Genomic DNA, 17,489 nt, shown 5'->3' with positions numbered 1-17,489 from the left:
CCGACACGCACGCAGGCTGGGACTCGCACGGGCGCCACGCTAGCCCGCACGCCGACTAGGCTGAAAGTCCGAATCGCCGCCGACAGGCGAGAGCAACCAAGTCGAGACCAAGACGCAATCAACACGGCAAGGGGACCACTCATGCAACCCGGAGGCACGCCCGACATGTCGGCCCTGCTGGCGCAGGCGCAGCAGGTACAGCAGCAGCTCATGGAGGCGCAGGAGGCGCTGGCCAACTCCGAGGTGCACGGCCAGGCCGGCGGCGGGCTCGTACAGGTCACGGTCAAGGGCAGCGGTGAGGTGATCGCGGTGGCGATCGACCCCAAGGTCGTTGATCCCGAGGACGTCGAGACCCTGCAGGATCTCATCGTCGGTGCCCTTGCCGATGCCTCCAATCAGGTGACCACCCTGGCGCAGAGCCGCCTGGGCCCGCTGGCCGGCGGGCTGGGTGGGTTCGGACTTCCGGGACTCTGAGTGTTTGAAGGCCCGGTCCAGGACCTGATCGACGAGCTCGGCAAGCTTCCCGGGATCGGGCCGAAGAGCGCGCAGCGGATCGCGTTTCACCTGCTGAGCGTCGAGCCGCCGGACATCGATCGGCTCACCGCGGTACTGGGCCGCGTCCGTGACGGCGTCACTTTCTGTGCGGTGTGCGGCAACGTCTCCGACGAGGAACGCTGCCGGATCTGTAAGGACCCCCGCCGCGACGGCTCGTTGGTGTGCGTGGTCGAGGAGCCGAAGGACGTGCAGGCCGTCGAGCGCACGCGCGAATTCCGCGGTCGCTACCACGTGCTGGGTGGGGCGCTGGATCCGTTGTCCGGCATCGGGCCCGACCAGTTGCGCATCCGGGAGCTGCTCAACCGGATCGGTGAACGCGTCGACGGCGTCGATGTGGCCGAGGTGATCATCGCGACCGATCCCAACACCGAGGGCGAGGCGACGGCCACCTATCTGGTCCGGATGCTGCGCGACATCCCCGGCCTGACCGTCACGCGTATCGCCTCGGGCCTGCCGATGGGCGGTGACCTGGAGTTCGCCGACGAGCTCACGCTCGGCCGGGCGCTGGCCGGCCGCCGCGCGATGGCCTGACACCTATTTGCGCCGAAACGGTATTCCAGCAGAAAAAGTGCGAGTAGCTGCCTGCTGGATTACAGCCTCGGCGAGCTTGTCTCACCCCCGCGCCAGTATCTGCGCATGGGGGAGGTATTCGTCGGCACAGAAGCCATTGCAAATGGTGTCGTGACCCGATATGAGCTGCAGCGCTGGTATCGGCCGATCTATCCGAATGTCCACACTCCCCGAAATCATGTGCCCTCATTGCGGGACAGAACGGTGGGTGCGTGGCTGTGGACGCATCGCGAAGGCATCGTGTCCGGGGTCGCGGCCTCGGCCCTGCACGGAGCCGAGTGGGTCGACGATGACGTCGCGATCGAGCTCATCTGGGACTGCACTCGACCACCACGCGGCATCATCGTCCGGCACGAACGTATCGCTGATGACGAGATGACCTGTGTTGCGGGCATACCGGTGACGACACCCGCACGTACGGCCTTCGACCTCGGGCGTTTCCTGCCCCGCAAGAAGGCCATCCAACGCCTGGATGCCCTGATGCGCGCGCGCCCGTTCTCCGCCGAGGAGGTGCTGTTACTGGCCAAGCGCTACCGGGGCGCACGCGGGGTGGCGAGGCTCAAAGCTGTACTGCCGTTGGTCGATGGTGGCGCGGCGTCACTTCCGGAGACCCGCCTGCGCCTGCTCTACATCGACGCCGGGCTGCCACGGCCGACAACTCAGATCACGGTCGTGGACGAGTGGGGCGGGTTGGTGCGCACACTGGACATGGGCTGGGAGGAGTTCCAGGTCGCCTCGGAGTATGACGGTGGTCAACATCAAACGGATCGGGCACAGTACGTCAAGGATCTACGGGTGCTGCCGAAACTTGAGCAGCTCGGATGGGATGTCATGCGAGTCATCAAGGAGGACCGCGAAGCAGACGTGGTCCAGCGGGCCTACCGGGCATTGAAGGCGCGTGGTTGGGACGGCACTCTCCGCGAAACTGTATTCCGGCTGCGAAAGTACGGGTAGCGGCCCGCTGGAATGCAGTTTCGGCGTGAGCCACTAGCGTCGAGTCATGCCCGACCTACTTCAGATGGCGCCGTCGCTCTATCGTCTGCGCATCCCCGGCGGCCAGGCTCATCTGCTCAACAGTTACCTGTGGCTGGACGGTGAAGGTGTCACGTTCATCGACACCGGTTGGCCGGACAGCTCCGGTCTGATCGCTGAGGCGCTGGCCGTGCTCGGGATGCGACGTCTGCACGTCAGGCGCATCGTGCTCACTCACTTTCACGAGGACCATTGCGGTGCCGCGGCCGAGATCGCCGATTGGGGCGATGTGGAGGTCGTCGCCGGGGCCGCGGATGCGTCCTACGTGCGCGGCGAACCGGGTCCGCTGCCGTTGCTGACCGACTCGGAGCGGACGCTCCGCCCCGACTTCGACGCATCACCGCACGGCCCGGCCTGCCGAGTGGACCGCGTGGTCGATGACGGCGACGTACTGGACTTCGCGGGTGGTGCCCGGGTGATCGGGGTCCCCGGCCATACTCCGGGCAGCATCGCGCTCTATCTCCCGGATGCCGACGCTGTGCTGACCGGGGACACGGTTGCCGAGTTCAACGGCCAGGTGATCGTGGGCGTTTTCAACACCGACCGCACCGAGCTCACCGACTCGGTGTCCAAACTCGCGGCCACGGGCGCGCAGCGTGCCGGATTCGGCCATGGCGAGCCGATTCTCACCGACGCCGCAGCCCACATCGCCGCTGCGGTCGATGTTTTCGCATAAAGCCGCCGCGAAACGGTATTCCGGCAGGGAAAGTGCGAGTAACGGTCTGCTGGAATACCGTTTCGGCGGAAGCGAGGCGAAGGGCTACACCCGGCGCGGGGCCGCCAGGCGTTCGCGGCGCAGCAGGTCAACCTCGGGCAGCTCCAGCGGCGGCAGCTCACCGACCACCCGAGACAGCAGATGGTCGGCCAGTTCCGGATTGCGGGCCAGGCACGGCCCGTGCAGATAGGTCGCCACCACGCTGCCTTGCACCGCACCGTCGTAGCCGTCGCCCAAGCGGTTGCCCGCACCTTTGGTGACCGCGGCCAGCGGACGGGCGTCGGAACCGAGAACCGTTCCGCCACGGTGGTTTTCGAATCCCGTCAACGGCTGGGTGAGTCCGTCGAGCAGGGGCTTGGAGGCCACCTCGCCGATGGTGCGGGCTTCTTGCGGGGAGGTGGTGACGTCGAGCAGCCCGACGCCTTCCACCCGCTCACCGGCCGACGTCTCGTACCAGTGGCCGAGGACCTGGATCGCCGCGCAGATCGCGAGCACCGGCGCACCCCGCGAAACCGCTTGCTGCAGACCGGGATACCGGATCAGGTGTTTGGTGGCCAGGCGCTGCGCATAGTCCTCGGCGCCACCGAGGGTGTACAGATCCAGCGAGTCGGGCACCGGGTCGGCCAGGGTGATCTCCACGATCTCGGCGTCGATACCGCGCAGCCGCAACCGCTGCTGCAGCACCACCGCGTTGCCGCTGTCCCCGTAGGTCCCCATCACGTCGGGCAGCACGAGCCCGATCTGCACAGCACTCACGAGATCCGCCGATTCAGTTGCAGGAACGCGGTGTAGTTGGCGATCACCTCGACATGCCCGGGCGGGCAGGAGTCGATCGCGGCTACGGTGTCGTGCACCAGTGAATGCTCGACGCCGGCGTACCCGAGCCGCACCGCGAGGTCGGTGCCGCGCTCGCCGGCGGCGACGACGACAGTGTCGTCGAAGTGTTCGAACCGGACATCCCACAGCCAGGACAGGTCCTCGCCGTCGGGCACCTGCCCGTTGACCGAGATGACGACTCCGGCGCCGTGCTTGTCCACCATGGACAGGGCTTCCTGCCAACCGGCCGGGTTCTTGGCCAGCAGGATCCGGGCGGTGTGTGTGCCGATCTGTACGGTGCGGTACCGCCCGGCGACCTCGTCGACGCCGGAGACCGCGGCTACCGCGGCAGCAGGGTCGGCGCCGAGGGCGACGGCGGCCGCGACGGCCTGGGTGGCGTTACCGCGGTTGACGGCGCCGGGCAGGGCCAGCGTCATCGGCAGGACGAGGCCGTCCGGACCGTAGATGTGGGTGTCGTCGAACCACCACTGCGGGCTGGGCCGCTTGAAGTCACTGCCGGTCGAGTACCAGTCCCGCCCGTTGCGCTCGATGATCTCGCCGGATCGCGGACAGCTCACCGAGTCGCCCGCCCAGCTGCCGCCGGCGGCCACCCACACGACATTGGGGCTGTCGTAGGCGGCCGAGGTCATCAGTACGTCGTCGCAGTTGGCCACGATCACCGCGTCGCGATGGCGGGCCAGGCCGCCGCGCAGGGTGCGTTCGATGTGGTTGATCTCACCGACCCGGTCCAGCTGGTCGCGGGACAGGTTCAGCAGGACGATCACCGCCGGCGACACCGCATCGCTGACGTGCGGGACGTGCATCTCGTCGACTTCCAGGGCGGCCAGCGTGGCTTCGCGGGCCCCGGCCAGTGCCGCCACGAGCCCGGCGTCCATGTTGGCGCCCTCGGAGTTACTGGCCACCGGGCCCAGCGTGGCCAGGGCGGCCGCGGTCATCCGGGTTGTGGTCGATTTGCCGTTCGTGCCGGTCACGATCACGCTACGGCGGTCCTGGCCCAGTTGACGCAGGATCGATCGGTCCAGCGTCATCGCCACCAGGCCGCCGATCATCGCGCCCGCGCCGCGCCCGGTGACCCGCGACGCCCAGCGCGCGGTTGATCCGGCGGCCAGTGCGGCACGCCCGCGAAGGGTCAGCATTCCGGCGATTTTAGGGGCACGACACGCTGCCGCGCCGCCCGAGGTTGTCGGGCCCGCGTGCCATCCTGGCGAATATGAGCAGCGCGTGGGGCAGACCGGCGGATGAGCCGGGCGCGGGCTGGGCCGTCGTCGACGTGGAGACCACCGGGTTCCGCCCGGGTCAGGCACGTATCGTCAGCGTCGCCGCCCTCGCGGTCGGGGATGACGGAAATGTCGAGCGCAGCGTGGCCACCTTGCTGAACCCAGGGGTGGATCCCGGGCCCACCCATGTGCACGGGCTGACGGCCGAGATGTTGGAAGGCCAGCCGACGTTCGGGGCTGTCGTCGACGAATTGAGCGACATCCTGCGCGGGCGCACGCTGGTCGCGCACAACGTGGGCTTCGACTACAGCTTCCTGATCGCCGAGGCCGAGTTGGTCGGGGCCGAGCTGCCGATCGACAGCGTCATGTGCACCGTCGAGCTGGCACGCCGGCTGGCACTGGGCACCGACAACCTGCGCCTGGAGACGCTGGCAGCGCACTGGGGCGTGAGCCAGATGAAGCCACACGATGCCCTCGATGACGCGTTGGTGCTGGCGCAGATCCTCAAGCCCACCCTGGCCCGGGCCCGGGACCGCAAGATCTGGCTGCCGCTGCGGGAGGTGAGCCGACGCAGCTGGCCCAACGGCCACATCACCCATGAGGAGCTGCGACCGCTGAAGGTCCTGGCTTCGCGGCTGCCGTGCGAGTACGCCAACCCGGGTGTCTATGTGCCGGGGCGGCCGCTCGTCCAGGGCATGCGGGTGGCGCTGTCGGCGGAGGTGGCGCGCACCCATGAGGAGCTCATCGAGCGCATCCTGCACGCCGGGCTGGCCTACACCGACCTGGTGGACCAGCAGACGTCGCTGGTGATCTGCAACGAATCCGCGCCCGATCAGGGCAAGGGTTATCAGGCCGTGGAGCTCGGTGTGCCACTCCTCGACGACGAGACGTTCATGGGCCTGCTGGCCCATGTCGTCGGTGGCGCCAACGTCGAGGAGTTCTGCGACACCCCCGCGGACAGCGATCAGTACACGCTTTTCTGATTCGTGGCCCGCCGGGGCGTCCTGAGTCAGAACCTCAGCCCAGCGCCTTGGCCTTCAGCCCGTCGAACTCGGCCTGGCTGATGGTGCCGGCATCCAGCAGCGCCTTGGCGTCGGCGATCTCCTGAGCCGGGGATCGGCCGGCCGCCTGCTTGATGTAGTCGTCGGTTTCCTTCTTGGCCGCCAGCGCCGCCGCCTGCGCGCGCTCGGACATGCCTTTACCCCGGGCGATCAGGTACACCAGCGCGGCGAGCCACGGGAGCACGATCAGGAAGACCACCCACAGAGCCTTGACCCAGCCGGAGGTCTTGTGATCACGCCAGAACAGATCGGTGAGGATCTGGAACAGGACCAGCAGGTATGCGATCCAGGCGAAGATGATCAGGAAATGCCAGAGGAAATCCCATGTTGAGCCCCAGTCCATGGACTACTCCTTGTACTTGGCGGAGGCGCAGTGATCTACGCCGACGTCAGCTAAGCACGCGCGGCGCGGTTGACAGCAGATACGACCGCACGAAGTGATGCAGTTGTGATCGAAGTCGCGATGCCGACGCCCCAGACGGTCCGACCGCCGATCGACGCCTCGACGTAGGCCGCGGCCTGCGCCTCTTCACCTGAGGACATGGCGTGCTCGGAGTAATCCAGCACGTTGATGTCGTAGCCGATGGCTCCCAGGGCATCGACGAACGCCGCCAGCGGGCCGTTGCCGGCACCGATGATCTCGCGCTCGACGCCGTCGATCTTCACGATCGCGGTGATGGTGTCGGTGCCACCGTCCACCTCGGAGGCCACGACCTTCTGGCGAATGCGCTCCAGGGGGATGATCGGGGCCAGGTACTCCTCGGAGAACGCGTCCCAGATCTCCTTGGGCGACACCTCGCCGCCCTCGCCGTCGGTGATCTGCTGAATCGCCTGGCTGAACTCGATCTGCAGCCGGCGCGGCAGCACCAGGCCGTGGTCGGCCTTCATGATGTAGGCCACGCCGCCCTTGCCGGACTGCGAGTTCACCCGGATCACTGCCTCGTAGGTGCGGCCGACGTCCTTGGGGTCGATCGGCAGGTAGGGGACCTGCCACAGGATGTCGTCCATGTCGGCGTCGGCCTCGTCCGCGTCCACCTTCATCTGGTCCAGGCCCTTGTTGATGGCGTCCTGGTGGCTGCCGGAGAACGCGGTGTAGACCAGGTCACCGCCGTAGGGGTGACGTTCGTGCACGGGCAGCTGGTTGCAGTACTCGACCGTGCGCCGGATCTCGTCGATGTTGGAGAAGTCGATCTGCGGATCGACCCCTCGGCTGAACATGTTCAGGCCCAGGGTCACCAGGCAGACATTGCCGGTGCGCTCGCCGTTGCCGAACAGGCAGCCCTCGATCCGGTCGGCGCCGGCCTGGTAGCCCAATTCCGCTGCGGCGACGCCGGTTCCGCGGTCGTTGTGCGGGTGCAGGCTCAGGATGATCGAGTCGCGCGGGGCCAGGTGCCGGCTCATCCACTCGATCGAATCGGCGTAGACGTTCGGGGTGGCCATCTCGACGGTGGCAGGCAGGTTGACGATCAGCGGCCACTCGGGAGTGGGCTTGACGATGTCGGCGACGGCGTTGCACACCTCGACGGCGTACTCCAGCTCGGTGCCCGTGTACGACTCGGGGGAGTACTCGAAGCGCCACCGGGTCTGCGGGTACTTCTTGGCCTCCTCGACACACATCTGGGCGCCGTCGGTGGCGATCTTCTTGACGGCCTCACGGTCGGCGCGGAACACCACGCGGCGCTGCAGGATCGACGTCGAGTTGTAGAAGTGCACGATCGCCTGCGGGGCTCCCGCGCAGGCCTCGAAGGTGCGTTCGATCAGCTCGGGCCGGCACTGGGTCAGCACCTGGATGGTGACGTCGTCGGGGATCGCGCCGTCCTCGATGATCTCGCGGACGAAGTCGTAGTCGGTCTGGCTCGCCGACGGGAAGCCGACCTCGATCTCCTTGTAACCCATCCGGACCAGCAGGTCGAACATGCGGCGCTTGCGCGCGGGGCTCATGGGGTCGATCAGGGCCTGGTTACCGTCGCGCAGGTCGACCGCGCACCACATGGGCGCCTTGTCGATGACGCGGTCCGGCCAGGTGCGGTCGAACGGGACGCCGGCGCCGAAGGCCGGGCTGCCGCCGGGGACCTCGTCGGCGAAGCTGCGATAGCGGCTGACCGGCATGGATGAGCCGCGCTGGGTGTTCCAGACGGGCTGTCCGGGGTTGGGGGCGCCGGCCGGCGTATTGATCGCGCGAACCGAACTGAAGGCATCTGCAGAGATGTCGGGGGTGGTCATGTTTTTGCTCCGGGAGTTGAAAGGGGACCCGACCGGCGCATCGCAAAAACCCGCGACAGGAAGCCGGTCTGATCAGACCCCGTCGCGGCGTCCGAGAAGGAGCACCCGCTGCACGCGCTCAACTGTACGCCCGGGGGATTGGTTGGCCAAAATGCTGCCAGATGCCAGCGGCCCTGCCGTTATGCCGAGAATCGGTCGGGGCCGCGGCGTCAGCGCGCACCGCCGGAACGGCCGTTGCCGAACTTGACCCTGGGTGTGGCGGCGCCAGTGCTGTGCCGGGACCCGCTCGTCGTGCTCGTGCTCGTGTTGGTGGAGCCCGAGTGCGGCACCGAAGATCCCGGCCGGGGGGTCGCTGAACCGGTCTCCCCGGCGTCGTCTCGACGCACGGTCTTGTCCGGCGTGGCGGTTTCAGCCGACCCGACGGCCGATGCGGCGGGGCCGACCGCGCGAACAGCGACGCTCGGCGGCTGCGGCGCGGTGAGCGGCGGCAGGTTCACCGGAGCCACACCGGTGGCGTAGGCCCGCGCCCAGCCCAGCACGTTGGCGACGTAGGCCATGGAGTGGTTGTAGCGCAGCACCGCGGTGGTCTGCTGCGCCTGGTCGCGCAGGTCCGCACCATCGCTGCAGAGGTAGCGGGCCGCGGCCAGGGTGGCATCGAACAGGTTGTGCGGATCGGCCCGACCGTCGCCGTCGCCGTCGGCGCCGTGCAGCAGCCACGTGCTCGGCAGGAACTGCATGGGCCCCAGCGCGCGGGCGTAGGTCGTGCCACCAAAGCTGCTGGCGACGATGATCTCGTTGCCCGGCAGTGAGCCGTCGAGGGTGGGGCCATAAATGGGACTGACGGGGTCACCGCGTTCGTCGGCGGCGCCGCCGAACGCATGCGTGGACTCGACGTACCCGATCCCGGCGAGCAGGTTCCAGGTCACACCGCAGTCGGGTTGGCTCTGCGCCATCATGGCGTCCGCGTTCTGGTAGGCCGCCAGTGCGATCGCGGGGATGTGCACCGCGCCCGGTGCCTGAACCTCCGGGGGTGGCGGTGGCCCCGTCGTAGCCGGCGCCGCGGCGGTTGGACGCGCCGACGGCGTCGCCGCCCAGGGTGAGCCGGCGAGGTCGGGCAACGGCAGGACCGCGGCCACCGGCCGTACCCGGTTCTCCTGGGCCAGGCCGACCAGGCTGGGCGCGACGGCGACCGCGCTGGTCAACGCCATCCGAACGATCACGGCGAGGCAGGTGGAGGCGTCGCGGACCGCTCGACGGGCACGGTGGCGCATAGCACAACAGTGACACCCGCGCCGCTGCCTGCCAACTCCCGACACACCGGGCCCCATCGCCGGTCAGAGGCCCGTGGCGGCGTCCGACAAGGAGCACCCGCTGCACGCGGTGAGCTGACCTGCACTTCCCCCGATCGGGGGAACGCAACTTCACCCACGTCACCGCCCGATCGCCCGACAGACCCAGAGCCGTCCAGGCCGCACTCTTGTCTCAGTGGCCGAACAAGCCGCAACTGAAAACCAAAACCCAACTGAGACAGAAGGATTCACGACAATGGCGAACTTCACCAAGGCTCTGGCACTGCCCGTCCTGTCCGCAGGCATCCTCGGCGCCGTCGCGCTGGGCCTGGCCGGCACGGCTGCCGCTCAGGATCCGTCCGGCTCGGGCAACCTGTACAGCCCCGACACCTACGCGACGCCGGCTCCCGGCATGAAGCCCGGTTGGCACAACCACCACGGCCCGCAGCGGATCATCAGCCTGTACGAGCAGTGACCGAAGCGGTGGTTCACACCTGCGAATCGGGGAAGGCGATCACCGACAGGAACCGGATCGGCAGTTCGATCAGGTCAACGGGTCCGTGAGCGCCTTCCCCGTCGATCTGCAGGGAATCGCCCGGCTGCAGCCGATACACCGAGCGGCTGTGGCTGTAGTCCATGACGCCTTCGAGCATGTAGATGAACTCGGTGCCGGGATGTTGGAACAGCGGGTACGTCTGACTCTTCTCGGTCAGCGTGACGTACAGACATTCCAGGCGCTTGTGCTCCCCGCGCAGGGAGCTGAGCAGTTGGTATTCGTGACCCTGCTTGGTGCCGTTGCGCACGATCTCCGGGCCGGTGCCGGCCTTGACGAATGCCGCCGGACGTTCGACGTCGGCCCCGCGGAACAGACTGGTCACCGGAACGTCGAGACCCTTGGCGAGCAGCGCCAGGGTGGACAGGCTGCATGAGGTCTGGGCGTTCTCGATCTTGGACAGCATCGCCTTGGAGATGCCCACCCGGGCGGCCATGTCGGCGACGGTGAGCCCGTGCTGCTGGCGCAGTTGACGGACGTTGCGTCCGATCGCCGCCTCGAATTCCAGTTCCTCGACCGGTTCGTTCGGATCGCGGTCGCGAGCTGTGCCGGTGTTGCGCAGCAGCGGGACGTCACTCAACTTGTACGCCCCCGGTCTATCGCATCTCCCCAGCCCCGACGTACGGGTACCGGCTCTTGAGCAAATTGTCCTCTGCGAACCGGGCGAGGAGGAAATCCGACTCGGGTATCCGCGGGTCGCAGCTGCGCCCCTCGATCACAAGGTCGGCGACCAGCCTGCCGACCGCCGGCGCGATCTTGAAGCCGTGCCCGCTGAATCCGGCCGCCACCAGCAGGCCGTCGATACCGGTCGCGGAGATGACGGGGTTCCAGTCCGGCGTGACGTCGTAGCAGCCGGCGTAGCTGCCGGTGATCGCCGCGTCGGGGAAGCCTGGAAATCGGGTGCCGACCTTGTCGACGGTCAGTTCGATGAAGTCGTCGGTGGCCCGGTTCAGGTAGTCGTCCGGGTCGGCGAGCTCACAGTGCGCCAGGTCGCTGTTGCCGAACAGGATCTCCCCACCCAGCTCGGGCCGGACGTACTGCAGCGACACCAGATCGGAGAACACCGGGACTGCTCCGATCGGCACCCCGGGCGAGATGGTGACGATCTGCTCCCGAACCACCCTGATCGGCACGTCGACGCCATAGGGGGCCAGGAACGGCCGGGTCCATGCGCCGGTGGCCACGACGACGGTGCCCGCCGAAACCCTTGTGCCGTCGGCCAGTTCGACGCCGGTGGCCCGACCCCCGTCGAGCACCAGCCCGGTGACGTTGGCGCCCTGGCGGATTCGCACCCCGGCTGCCCGAGCCGTCACGGCGAACGCCTGTGCGGTCTGGTAGGCGTCACCGTATCCGCCGCGCTCCTCCCAGCCGAAGGCCGCGAACGGTTCCAGATCGGCCCACGGCCACAGCTCGGCCACCTCGGAGGCGTCGATCTCCTCGGTCTGCACCCCGACCTCGCGTTGGGCGGCAAGGCTCTTGCGCAGATTGTCGACGTTGGGTTCCCCGACGCCGACGACATAGCCGGTCTGCCGAAATCCGATGTCGGTCCCGAAATACTGTTCGGCTTTCTCGAACACCTCGAGGCCGACGGTGGCCATGGCGGCCAGCGAGCTGACCCCGTAGTGGCAGCGCACGATCCCGCTGGATTTCCCGGTCATCCCGGAGCCGACGGTATTGCGCTCCAGGACAGTCACATCGGTGACGCCGCGTTGGCTCAATGCCCAGGCCGCCGCCGCGCCCTCCAGGCCGCCACCGACGATGACCACATCTGCGGTACTCACGAGCCCGGAATCCAGTTCGTGCCCGCCAGCGGAACCCGGGCCATCGCCGCCGCCTCGATGGTCACTGCCACCAAGTCCTCGGGCTCCAGGTGGCACACGTGGGCCTTGCCGCAGGCCCGGGCGATGGTCTGGGCTTCCATGGTCAGCACGCGCAGGTAGTTGGCCAACCGTCGGCCGCCCTCGACCGGGTCGAACCGGGCGGCCAGCTCCGGGTCCTGGGTGGTGATACCGGCCGGATCGCGTCCGTCCTGGAAGTCGTCGTAGAAACCGGCCGCGCTGTCGAGCTTCTCGTACTCGGCGGCGTAGCGGGGGTGGTTGTCACCCAACGCGATCAGTGCGGCGGTGCCGATCGCGACCGCGTCGGCGCCCAGCGCCAGTGCCTTGGCCACGTCGGCGCCCGAGCGGATGCCGCCGCTCACGATCAATTGAACTTGGCGATGGACCCCCAGTTCCTGCAGGGCCTGCACCGCCTGCGGCACCGCGGCCAGGGTCGGGATGCCGACGTGTTCGATGAACACCTCCTGGGTGGCGGCGGTGCCGCCCTGCATGCCGTCGACCACCACCACATCGGCCCCGGCGTGTACGGCCAGCTTCACGTCGTAATAGGTGCGGGTGGCCCCGACCTTGACGTAGATGGGTTTCTCCCAGTCCGTGATCTCCCGCAGCTCATTGATCTTGATGGTGAGATCGTCGGGACCGGTCCAGTCCGGGTGCCGGCACGCACTGCGCTGGTCGATGCCCTCGGGCAGGGTGCGCATCTGGGCCACCCGCGGGGAGATCTTCTGCCCCAACAGCATTCCGCCGCCGCCGGGCTTGGCGCCTTGGCCCAGCACCACCTCGATGGCGTCGGCCTTGCGCAGGTCGTCGGGGTTCATCCCGTAGCGCGACGGCAGGTACTGGTACACCAGGTGCTTGCTCTGCCCGCGCTCCTCAGGCGTCATGCCGCCGTCGCCGGTGGTGGTCGACGTGCCCGCCTCGCTGGCCCCACGGCCCAGGGCCTCCTTGGCCGGCCCGGACAGCGCGCCGAAGCTCATGCCCGCGATGGTGACCGGGATATCCAGGTGCAGAGGATGTTTGGCGTGCCGGTTGCCGAGGATCACGTCGGTGCCGCAGCGTTCCCGGTAGCCCTCCAGCGGGTAGCGCGACATCGACGCACCCAGGAACAGCAGGTCGTCAAAATGCGGCAGCCGTCGCTTGGCACCCCAACCGCGGATGTCGTAGATGCCGGTCTCGGCGGCGCGCTGGATGTCGGCGATCGTGGATCGATCGAAGGTGGCGGATTCGCGCATCAGTACTCACTCGCATTGTCGACGTGGAAGTGGTAGAGGTTCCGGGCTGAGCCGTAACGGGTATAGCCCGCGGTGTCGTCGTCGCTGAAGCCACTGGCTGCCAACAACTCCGCGAGTTCGGCATGGTGCTCGGCACGCATCGGTTTGGCGATGCAGTCGGCGCCCAGGGAAGCCACCTCGCCGCGCACGTAGATGCGGGCCTCATAGATCGAATCGCCCAGCGCCTCTCCGGCGTCGCCGCGCACTACGAGCCGGCCGGCCTGGGCCATGAACGCGCTCATGTGGCCGATGCTGCCGCCCACCACGATGTCCACGCCTTTCATCGAGATGCCGCACCGCGCAGCGGCGTCTCCCTCGATGACCAGCAGCCCGCCGTGCGCCGTCGCACCCGCGGACTGTGAGGCATTTCCGGTGACGCGGACCGTGCCGCTCATCATGTTCTCGGCCACCCCGGTCCCGGCGTTGCCGTTGATCGTGACCTCGGCGAGCTGGTTCATCCCGGCGGCGTAGTAGCCGACGTGGCCTTCGACCGTCACCCGCAACGCGGCGTTGAGGCCGACGGCCACATTGTGTGCGCCGTCGGGGTGCGCGATGACGTAGTCACCCTCGACACCCGGCCGATGCAATGCGGCGTTGACCTCACGCAATGGTGTTGTGCGCAGGTCAAACCCAACTAACGTGTCCATGCGTAGACGACCTCCGGTTCCGGTTCCCAAATGCGTGCCTGCTCGACTCCGGGGAGTCCGGCCAGCGCGCGGTACTCACTGGCCATCGCCACCCAGTCGGCCGTCTCGGCGATCACCGCTGGCTTGCACGCAATGGCGTCACGCACCACCGCGAATGAGTCGTGATCGGAGACCAGCAGGGTGTAGAAGCCATCAAAGGCTGCGAGGAGGTCCTTTAATGCGGTCGCCACATCGCGGCCCGCGGCCAGCTGCTCGGCCACGAACCGGGCGCCCACCTCGGTGTCGTTCTCACTGTCGAACTCCACCCCGGCCCGGCGCAACTCGCGGCGGATGGTGGCGTGGTTGGCGAAAGACCCGTTGTGCACCAGGCACTGTCCGGGGCCGACGGTGTACGGATGGCAGCCCGACGGCGTCACCGCCGACTCGGTGGCCATCCGGGTATGCCCGACGCCCTGCCAGCCCTGCGCCTTGGCCAGGCCCCAGGCCTCGGTGAGGGCGCGCGGATGACCGACCCCTTTGAGCACCGCCAGATCGGCGCCGAACCCGGAGATCAAAGCGGTCGGGTAAGCCGCCCGCACCAGGCTCAGCAGTTCCTCGGAGTCCATGTCGGCCGACAGCAGGTAGGTCGAATCCACCTGCACCACATCCACATCCGGACCCAGCTCGGGTGCCTCGGCGATATCGGTGACCGAGACGCAGCCCTGCCCGTACGGCGACCACTCCGGGTCCCCGTAGACCGCGATTCCCGCCGAGTCGGCACCGCGGTCGGACATCTCGCCCAGCATCGCGGCGAGCAGTTCGCCGAGCCGCGGGTACAGCTCCGGTGTGCGCAGGTGTAGCCCCACGATCCCGCACATGTTGTTCTCCCTTCTAGAAAGCCGTCAGGTATTGGTCGATTTCCCACGGCGTGACGGTGCCGTGGTAGGCGAAGAACTCCTCGCGTTTGACGCCGGCGAAGTAGGAGGCAACCCCGTCGCCCGCGACGTCGAGCACGCCGGTGACGATCGGATCGGTCTCCAGTGATTCGATCGCGTGCAGCAGCGTGGGTGGCAGGGCCGCCGGTCCCTGGGCGCCCACCGCTCCCGGGTCGAGGCTGCGCTTGACGCCGTCGAGCCCGGCGCCCAGCGCCGCGGCGATGGCGAGATAGGGATTGGCCGAGCCGTCGCCGCCGCGCAATTCGATGCGTTGGCTGTCGGGCACGCGGATGTAGTGGGTGCGGTCGTTGCCGCCGTAGCTGGGCTTGCGAGGGGCCCACGAGGCGCCTGATGCGGTCGAGATGGCACCGGTTCGCTTGTACGAGTTGACGGTTGGCGCGACCACAGACTGCAGCGCGCAGGCGTGGTCGAGGATGCCGCCGATGAACGCGTACGCCGTCTCGGACAGGCCGAGGCCCCGCTCGTCGGCGTCGGCGGGGAAGACCGGCGTCCCGGCGCTGGTCAGTGACAGGTGCAGGTGCAGCCCGCTGCCGGTGCGGTCGGCGAACGGTTTGGGCATGAAGGTCGCCACCATGTCCCGTTCGGCGGCGATCATCGACAGCAGGTAGCGCAGCGTGATCACCCGGTCGGCGGTGGTCAGCGCGTCGGAGAACTCGAAGTTCTGCTCGAACTGCCCGTTGCCGTCCTCGTGGTCGTTGGCGTAGTTGGACCAGCCGAGGCTGTTCATCGCGGTGGAGATCGCGGTGAGGTGGTCGTACATCCGGGTGACGCCGCGCGCGTCGTAACAGGGTTGGGCGGCCGTGTCCGCCGCGTCGGCGGTGGCCAGGGTGCCATCGGCGTTGCGGCGCAGCAGGAAGTACTCGACCTCGGCGCCGACCCAGGGTTCGAATCCCGCGTCGGCGGCGCGCTGGATCAGGCCCTTGAGGATGACCCGCGGCGCGTACGGCCACGGTGCGCCGCCGACGTGGGGGTCGCAGTGCACCAGGGCCAGGCCTTCTTTGATGAACGGTATCGGGGTGAACGATGCGGGATCGGGGATGGCGATCAGGTCGGGGTCTTTGGGTTCCTGGCCCATGGCGCCGACGGCGTAGCCGGCGAAGCCGACGCCCTCGGTGGCCAGAAGCTCGACCGATTCGACGGGAACCAGTTTGGCGCAAGGCTTTCCGCGCAGGTCGACGAACAGCGCGAGGATGAATTTGGTACCGGATTGTTCGGCGAGGGCGGCGAGATCGGAGGGCATAGCACCAGCACTTTCGTCTCTTGTTATGAATCAAAGTATCACAGTAGGAAACATCGGCAAGCCGAGGAAACCCCGGTCACCGGCTGCCGTGAGAGCGGCCCACGGCAGCCGGGCCGGGGAATCGTGGGTCAGGTCAGGCGAATTCGAGCTCGTAGGCCGAATCCCGGTGGAACGTGGTGTCGATACCTTTCTCCTCTGCCTCGGGGGAGATGCGGATACCCATGGTTTTCTTGAGCACGTAGGCGATGACGAACGCGACCACGAACGAGTAGGCGGCCACCGCGCCCGCGGCGATCGCCTGTCTCCACAGCTGGTCGAGGCCCCCGCCGTAGAACAGGCCACTGACCTTGCTGGGCATGGCTTCGCTGGCCAGGAAGCCGATCAGCAGGGTGCCGATCACGCCGCCGACCAGGTGGACACCCACGACGTCCAGGGAGTCGTCGTAGCCGAGCTTCTCCTTGAGGCCCACCGCGAGCACGCACACCGCACCGGCGATGGCGCCCAGGATGATGGCGCCGACCGGCGTCACCGCACCGCAGGCCGGGGTGATGGCCACCAGGCCGGCGATGGCACCAGAAGCGGCGCCCACACCGGTGACGTGGCCGGTCTTGACCTTTTCGACCGCGATCCAGGCCAGGGTGGCCGCACAGGTGGCGACGAAGGTGGTGACCATCACGATGGCCGCGGAATTGCCTGCGGCGAGGGCGGATCCGCCGTTGAAGGCGTACCAGCCGGCCCACAGCATGCCGGCGCCCAGCAGGGTCAGCGGGACATTGTGCGGCTTGCGCAGCTGGCCGAACAGGGCGGACTTGCCCAGCACGATGGCCAGCGCCAGGGCGGCCGCGCCGGCGTTGATGTGCACGGCGGTACCGCCGGCGAAGTCGATGGCGTGCAGCTTGTTGGCGATCCAGCCGCCGACGGAGTCGTCCGAGAACGTCTTGTCAAAGGCGAACACCCAGTGCGCGACAGGGAAGTACACCAAGACGGCCCACACGCCGGCGAATACCATCCACGCGCCGAACTTCATCCGGTCGGCGACCGCGCCGGAGATCAGCGCCACGGTGATGGCTGCGAAAAGTGCCTGGAACAACGAGAACAGGCTGACCGGAAGGCCGTTGACCGAGGTCATCGGCTCCACCAGATCCTTCATGCCGGCGAATTCGGTGAAGCTACCGACCAACCCGGTGCCGCCGATCGAGCTGCCGAAGGCCATCGAGAAGCCGAACAGCACCCACAGAACGCCCACCAGGGCGACCGCGCCGAACGTCATCATCATCATGTTGGTCGAGCTCTTGACCGAGACCATGCCGCCGTAGAACAGGGCAAGGCCGGGGATCATCAGCGTGAGGCCGATGATGCAACACAGCATGAACGCCGTGGTTCCTGTATCCATCAACATCTCCTGGGGGTGGCGGCCCGGACGGGCCGATCACTGGGAGTTGACGACGTTTCTGTTACGTGGACCGGCTCGTTGTGTTGCGGTGACGTAAACCTCGGCGCTGCAAG

At 67.8% G+C, this 17,489-nt stretch carries 18 protein-coding genes; 6 read left to right on the top strand and 12 right to left on the bottom strand.

From position 1 onward, the window contains the following. The first annotated feature begins 141 nt into the window (after nt 1-141). From EYZ64_RS29590 to EYZ64_RS29575, 4 genes are all read left to right on the top strand, one after another. Nucleotides 142-474, top strand: coding sequence for a YbaB/EbfC family nucleoid-associated protein (locus EYZ64_RS29590; RefSeq protein ID WP_135459319.1), 333 nt, complete (start codon nt 142-144; stop codon nt 472-474). Next, a complete protein-coding gene (gene recR, locus EYZ64_RS29585) occupies nt 475-1,086 on the top strand; it encodes a recombination mediator RecR (RefSeq protein ID WP_135459316.1) in 612 nt (203 codons plus the stop codon). Between the two features lie 105 nt (nt 1,087-1,191). Further along, nucleotides 1,192-2,079, top strand: coding sequence for a type IV toxin-antitoxin system AbiEi family antitoxin (locus tag EYZ64_RS29580; protein WP_135459314.1), 888 nt, complete (start codon nt 1,192-1,194; stop codon nt 2,077-2,079). A 46-nt stretch (nt 2,080-2,125) separates the two neighbouring features. Next, nucleotides 2,126-2,833 carry an MBL fold metallo-hydrolase gene (locus EYZ64_RS29575; protein ID WP_135459312.1) on the top strand — a complete coding sequence of 236 codons (708 nt, stop codon included), beginning with the start codon at nt 2,126-2,128 and terminating at the stop codon, nt 2,831-2,833. A gap of 84 nt (nt 2,834-2,917) precedes the next feature. Here the strand turns inward: EYZ64_RS29575 and EYZ64_RS29570 are convergent, their stop codons facing one another. Together EYZ64_RS29570 and EYZ64_RS29565 are read right to left on the bottom strand one after the other, a co-directional pair. Then, on the bottom strand, nt 2,918-3,619 hold the full coding sequence (locus tag EYZ64_RS29570) for a type 1 glutamine amidotransferase (RefSeq protein WP_135460318.1): 702 nt from the start codon (nt 3,617-3,619) through the stop codon (nt 2,918-2,920). Nucleotides 3,620-3,624: 5 nt separating this feature from the next. Continuing rightward, entirely contained in the window at nt 3,625-4,845 is a 1,221-nt protein-coding gene (locus tag EYZ64_RS29565) for a Mur ligase family protein (RefSeq protein ID WP_135459310.1), read from the bottom strand. 74 nt (nt 4,846-4,919) lie between these two features. On the opposite strand from EYZ64_RS29565, the gene EYZ64_RS29560 reads away from it, so the two are divergent. Beyond that, a complete protein-coding gene (locus tag EYZ64_RS29560; RefSeq protein WP_135459307.1) occupies nt 4,920-5,909 on the top strand; it encodes a DEDDh family exonuclease in 990 nt (329 codons plus the stop codon). 34 nt (nt 5,910-5,943) lie between these two features. Here the strand turns inward: EYZ64_RS29560 and EYZ64_RS29555 are convergent, their stop codons facing one another. The 3 genes from EYZ64_RS29555 to EYZ64_RS29545 form a co-directional block, all read right to left on the bottom strand. Next, on the bottom strand, nt 5,944-6,330 hold the full coding sequence (locus EYZ64_RS29555; RefSeq protein WP_135459305.1) for an SHOCT domain-containing protein: 387 nt from the start codon (nt 6,328-6,330) through the stop codon (nt 5,944-5,946). A 50-nt stretch (nt 6,331-6,380) separates the two neighbouring features. Continuing rightward, nucleotides 6,381-8,210: a 2-isopropylmalate synthase gene (gene leuA, locus EYZ64_RS29550; protein ID WP_135459303.1), complete on the bottom strand. Its 1,830-nt coding sequence runs from the start codon at nt 8,208-8,210 to the stop codon at nt 6,381-6,383. 209 nt (nt 8,211-8,419) lie between these two features. Then, entirely contained in the window at nt 8,420-9,481 is a 1,062-nt protein-coding gene (locus EYZ64_RS29545) for a lytic transglycosylase domain-containing protein (RefSeq protein WP_135459301.1), read from the bottom strand. A 274-nt stretch (nt 9,482-9,755) separates the two neighbouring features. Between EYZ64_RS29545 and EYZ64_RS29540 the strand changes: the two genes are divergently transcribed. Further along, the gene (locus EYZ64_RS29540; protein ID WP_135459300.1) at nt 9,756-9,974 is read left to right on the top strand and encodes a hypothetical protein; all 219 of its coding nucleotides are present in this window, start codon (nt 9,756-9,758) and stop codon (nt 9,972-9,974) included. 13 nt (nt 9,975-9,987) lie between these two features. On the opposite strand, the gene EYZ64_RS29535 is transcribed toward EYZ64_RS29540, so the two are convergent. The 7 genes from EYZ64_RS29535 to EYZ64_RS29505 all read right to left on the bottom strand — a co-directional run bounded on the left by EYZ64_RS29535 (nt 9,988) and on the right by EYZ64_RS29505 (nt 17,376). Further along, the gene (locus EYZ64_RS29535) at nt 9,988-10,632 is read right to left on the bottom strand and encodes a helix-turn-helix domain-containing protein (protein WP_135459298.1); all 645 of its coding nucleotides are present in this window, start codon (nt 10,630-10,632) and stop codon (nt 9,988-9,990) included. 16 nt (nt 10,633-10,648) lie between these two features. After that, nucleotides 10,649-11,833, bottom strand: coding sequence for an NAD(P)/FAD-dependent oxidoreductase (locus EYZ64_RS29530; RefSeq protein ID WP_210115597.1), 1,185 nt, complete (start codon nt 11,831-11,833; stop codon nt 10,649-10,651). Next, nucleotides 11,830-13,122: an FMN-binding glutamate synthase family protein gene (locus EYZ64_RS29525; RefSeq protein ID WP_135459295.1), complete on the bottom strand. Its 1,293-nt coding sequence runs from the start codon at nt 13,120-13,122 to the stop codon at nt 11,830-11,832. Before EYZ64_RS29525 ends, EYZ64_RS29530 begins: the two co-directional genes overlap by 4 nt. Further along, a complete protein-coding gene (locus EYZ64_RS29520) occupies nt 13,122-13,808 on the bottom strand; it encodes a GltB/FmdC/FwdC-like GXGXG domain-containing protein (RefSeq protein ID WP_135459293.1) in 687 nt (228 codons plus the stop codon). Before EYZ64_RS29520 ends, EYZ64_RS29525 begins: the two co-directional genes overlap by 1 nt. Beyond that, entirely contained in the window at nt 13,796-14,665 is an 870-nt protein-coding gene (locus tag EYZ64_RS29515; RefSeq protein ID WP_135459291.1) for a class II glutamine amidotransferase domain-containing protein, read from the bottom strand. Before EYZ64_RS29515 ends, EYZ64_RS29520 begins: the two co-directional genes overlap by 13 nt. 13 nt (nt 14,666-14,678) lie before the next feature. Beyond that, nucleotides 14,679-15,983 (bottom strand): type III glutamate--ammonia ligase, encoded by a 1,305-nt coding sequence (gene glnT, locus EYZ64_RS29510; RefSeq protein ID WP_135459288.1) that lies wholly within the window; start codon nt 15,981-15,983, stop codon nt 14,679-14,681. Nucleotides 15,984-16,116: 133 nt separating this feature from the next. Further along, a complete protein-coding gene (locus EYZ64_RS29505) occupies nt 16,117-17,376 on the bottom strand; it encodes an ammonium transporter (RefSeq protein ID WP_135459285.1) in 1,260 nt (419 codons plus the stop codon). Between the last annotated feature and the right edge of the window lie 113 nt (nt 17,377-17,489).

This window comes from Mycobacterium sp. DL99, from assembly GCF_004762045.1.
Lineage (GTDB): Bacteria > Actinomycetota > Actinomycetes > Mycobacteriales > Mycobacteriaceae > Mycobacterium.
This window is presented reverse-complemented; position numbering and strand designations above follow the sequence as displayed.